Origin of the sequence: Candidatus Symbiopectobacterium sp. (assembly GCF_020054415.1) — a bacterium.
GTDB lineage: Bacteria > Pseudomonadota > Gammaproteobacteria > Enterobacterales > Enterobacteriaceae > Symbiopectobacterium.
The window spans coordinates 1-3,672 of sequence record NZ_JAHWCO010000249.1 but is presented as its reverse complement, the minus strand read 5'-3'; the positions used below and the strand labels follow the sequence as shown (position 1 = coordinate 3,672).

Below are 3,672 nucleotides of genomic sequence, written 5' to 3'. Positions count from 1 at the left end.
GCTGCGGGCGTACGCCGATGGCCACTTTACTCGATGGAAAACGGATCTGGGCAGAAAAGAATCTGAACCAGATGTAATCTGACAGACACCTGTATAAATAATCGGTAACTGTCAGATCAGGTCTGAGCTAGTACATGTTATTGATTGTGGTACTGCTCGAACTGGTGTTGCTGCTACCGGAAGGCGCGCTGTTCGTTGGCCCCACGCCCGTGGCGCCCCCCCGAGACCTGCGCATTGCTTGCACCGTTATTGCTATTGTCGGCAGCCGGCTCGTCAGGTTTAGTGTTCTCGGCAGGCAAATTTTGCAAAGTTTCCGCTTTGTCGATATCAATCGCGCGGCTTTCGCTGTTTTCTTGCTCAATGGCTCGCTGCGCATCACGGTTAAGCACCATCAAGCTGATCCGGCGGTTGATGGAGTCGTTTTTGTTCGCGGCCTGTTTTAGACTCATGGTATCTGCCATGCCTACCACGCGCAGAACCTTGCCATCAGACAGACCGCCCGCAATCAGCTCACGCCGGGAGGCATTTGCGCGATCCGCAGACAGCTCCCAGTTACTGTAGCCACGCTGCCCCTGGGCGTACTGTACGTCATCAGTATGACCTGAAAGGCTGATCTTATTGGGGATATCATTAAGAATGGGGGCTACCGCACGCAGGATATGGCTCATATAGGGCTCAACCTGCGCACTGCCGGTTTTGAACATGGGCCGGTTTTGACTATCAATGATCTGGATACGTAACCCTTCATCGACCATTTCAATCAGCAAATGCGGACGTAACGCTCTGAGGCGCGGGTCAGATTCGATCAGCTGTTCCAGTTGCTCGCGCAATTTGTTCAAGCGGATGTCATCGAGTCTGTCGCGCTGATTGGCTTCAGGAGGCATCTCAGGTTCACGCTTGACGACACCTTCCTGCTGAGTATAATCATTGCCCCCACCGGGAATCTGGCTACTGTCTTCACTGACGTGAGAGCCCGACGTTAACGCGACTTTGAGCGGAGTCCGAAAATATTCGGCAATCTGCGTCAATTGTAATGGGCTGGCGGTGGCGATAAGCCACATTACCAAAAATAGCGCCATCATAGCGGTCACAAAGTCAGCATAAGCGATTTTCCATGAGTCGCCATGGTGCGCCGCGTGGCTAGACTTCCTTTTCTTGCGTATTATCGGATGCTGATGTTTCATTAGTCACTTTCCGCAGCCTGCTGAGCCGGTGCTTTCACACGACGAATATGTTCTTCCATCTCGGTGAAGGTCGGACGGACTGTGGAGTACAGCGTTTTACGCCCAAACTCAACGGCAATCTGCGGCGCGTAACCGTTCAAGCTGGAGAGCAGCGTCACCTTGATGCATTGCAGAACTTTTACCTTTTCCGAATTCTTTTGACGCAGCAGTGATGCCAGTGGCGAAACAAAGCCGTATGCCAGCAAGATCCCTAGGAACGTCCCCACCATGGCATGCGCAATCATTATCCCCAGTTCAGCAGCAGGACGATCGACGTAGGCCAAGGAGTGCACTACCCCCATAACCGCCGCAACGATACCAAACGCAGGAAGTCCATCCCCCATCAGGTTCAGACTCATTGCCGGCACTTCGAGCTCGTGCTCTAGCGTTTCGATTTCTTCGTCCATTAGCGTTTCGATTTCGAACGCATTCATGTTGCCGCTGATCATCAGGCGCATATAGTCGGTGATGAATTCAATGACGTGACTGTCGGCGATCACACGAAGGTAGCTGGAGAAAATCTCGCTCTCACGCGGACTGTCGATATCACCTTCCAGAGAAAGCATCCCCTGCTGACGCGATTTCGCCATCAGACGAAACAACAGCGCCATCAGATCCATATAGAGATCCCGGCTATATTTGGATCCTTTGAACAATTGAGGGAGGGCGCGAACCGTACCTTTAATGGCTTTGGCGTTGTTACCGATGATAAACGCGCCCATCGCCGAACCACCGATAATCAGCAGTTCCGAGGGCTGATACAGCGCGCCCAGCGACCCGCCAACCATGAGGTAACCACCCAGTATCGAACCTATTATTACGAGATAACCCAATATAACAAGCACAAGAATTCCTTATAACAAATCGCGGGTGGAAGCTGAGGTAAGACATTCGTCGAGCAGGAATTTCTTGAGGAGGGATGTACTCAGCCCGAAACAACACGGGCTGAGACAGACTCACAACCGCCACTAGGCTCAGACAGCATGCTTTACCGGTTCATCCTAGTATATCGGCAAGATTCGGTGAAAGTTTACGTCTTTTTACCGCTCTGGAGGGGGGCTGACACAAGCTGCAAACAAAACTGTTTTTCGGCAGATGAGCATGCGTAATAAACATCCCGTTGCAACAATTGCACGACGACAACTGTAACATACCGCTATCCACGAAACGCACCAATGTCCAGGCGCGGGTCAAGGCAAGTAACGGCGTATCATTGTTGGGTGCGCACTGTTCAAGATAAAGACGGTAGGCTTTGATAACGGCTTCAACACCATTACAACGACTGGTCTTTAACAAAAAAGCGTACGCATTATAAAACATGGAAGAATGAATATTCTGTTCCCAAGTCATGAACCAGTCCGTGGAAAAGGGTAACATTCCTTTTGGAGGTGGGCTCCCCCGGAGCTCTTTATAAAGTTTAATTAAACGCCCACGACTTAATTGTGTTTCACTTTCCAACATCTGCAATCGAGCACCCAGAGAGATCAATTCCATCGCTAACTGGATGTCTTTTGCTTCCTGCACAATACTCTTTTCCGTCATTATTATGCCCTTTTCTTAGGCAAATTATCGTCTTTCGAAGATAACTGGTTTAATAAGTGACTCGACAGCAAAATTCCAGTATGGATTTGTTGTAAATCATCCACACGGGATTCTTGTGTTAATAACTTGATCGTGTTGTGATCGTCAAAGCGAAAATGACAAATCAGTTGATTGGTTTCTGCCAGTTTCACCATCTGAGGCAGTGTAAGATGCATAAGAGTATCTGCCATGGTTTCATCAATACTTAAACGGAACATTGCAGAAGCTTTTTCGTCGTTGATTAAACGTTGTGCCAGTAACAGATAAGACAGATTTATGTCATAAATGTGCTTGAGTAATTCATAGGTACCCATATTTCCCATCTCGACAGGCTATGTTCAAAGCATAAGTTGGGGGATAGAGGCTATCGCCCGGTTAAAAATCACTCGCCATTGATGGCATGAAAGCATTCGGTGCCAGAGACTATCTTTTGTTACTTTACTTTCTTATTACGACAATCACATGCTACAACCAACTTCTTTTGCTGCCCAACTCGCTTATCCATTTACCCCGTATGACAACCTAAATCACTGCATCAGGAAGCATAGGATTATTCCTAAATCCTCGCAACTGTACCGCCTAATCCCTCAAACACACAACGCGACCAGAGAATAATTTTAGTAATTATGTGATACTTCTCACATAACTTAAAGGTATTATCACGAAAAGCCTAGTGGTAAGAACTCTTACCAGATCGTTTATTGCCCATCTTTTTCACAAGTAGCATGGCTTTGTTGAATAAATAGAACTTTTGGGTAATCATCGGAGCAGATCACCACAGTTGTTTCAAAATCAGGTCTCCATGGCAAAACAAAATTTTAAAATCACCAACTGGCCCTCTTATAACAAGACCCTCAAGCAGCGCGGT

The 3,672-nt window shown here is 48.0% G+C and carries 3 protein-coding genes and 1 pseudogene; all 4 read right to left on the bottom strand.

Annotated elements, in window-relative coordinates; all coding sequences use genetic code 11:
* Nucleotides 1–173: 173 nt before the first annotated feature.
* Nucleotides 174–1,184, bottom strand: coding sequence for a flagellar motor protein MotB (motB, locus tag QZ506_RS07300; protein WP_291970085.1), 1,011 nt, complete (start codon nt 1,182–1,184; stop codon nt 174–176).
* Entirely contained in the window at nt 1,184–2,068 is an 885-nt protein-coding gene (gene motA / locus QZ506_RS07295) for a flagellar motor stator protein MotA (protein ID WP_291970083.1), read from the bottom strand. Before motA ends, motB begins: the two co-directional genes overlap by 1 nt.
* A 129-nt stretch (nt 2,069–2,197) precedes the next feature.
* Nucleotides 2,198–2,765 (bottom strand): annotated as a pseudogene (gene flhC, locus QZ506_RS07290) (flagellar transcriptional regulator FlhC).
* A gap of 2 nt (nt 2,766–2,767) precedes the next feature.
* Nucleotides 2,768–3,118 carry a flagellar transcriptional regulator FlhD gene (flhD, locus tag QZ506_RS07285; RefSeq protein WP_291970087.1) on the bottom strand — a complete coding sequence of 117 codons (351 nt, stop codon included), beginning with the start codon at nt 3,116–3,118 and terminating at the stop codon, nt 2,768–2,770.
* Between the last annotated feature and the right edge of the window lie 554 nt (nt 3,119–3,672).

Excerpts from the sequence above, each read along its gene's own strand:
- motB (WP_291970085.1), bottom strand. The coding sequence starts at position 1,184 with ATGAAACATCAGCATCCGATAATACGCAAGAAAAGGAAGTCTAGCCAC.
- flhD (WP_291970087.1), bottom strand. The coding sequence starts at position 3,118 with ATGGGTACCTATGAATTACTCAAGCACATTTATGACATAAATCTGTCT.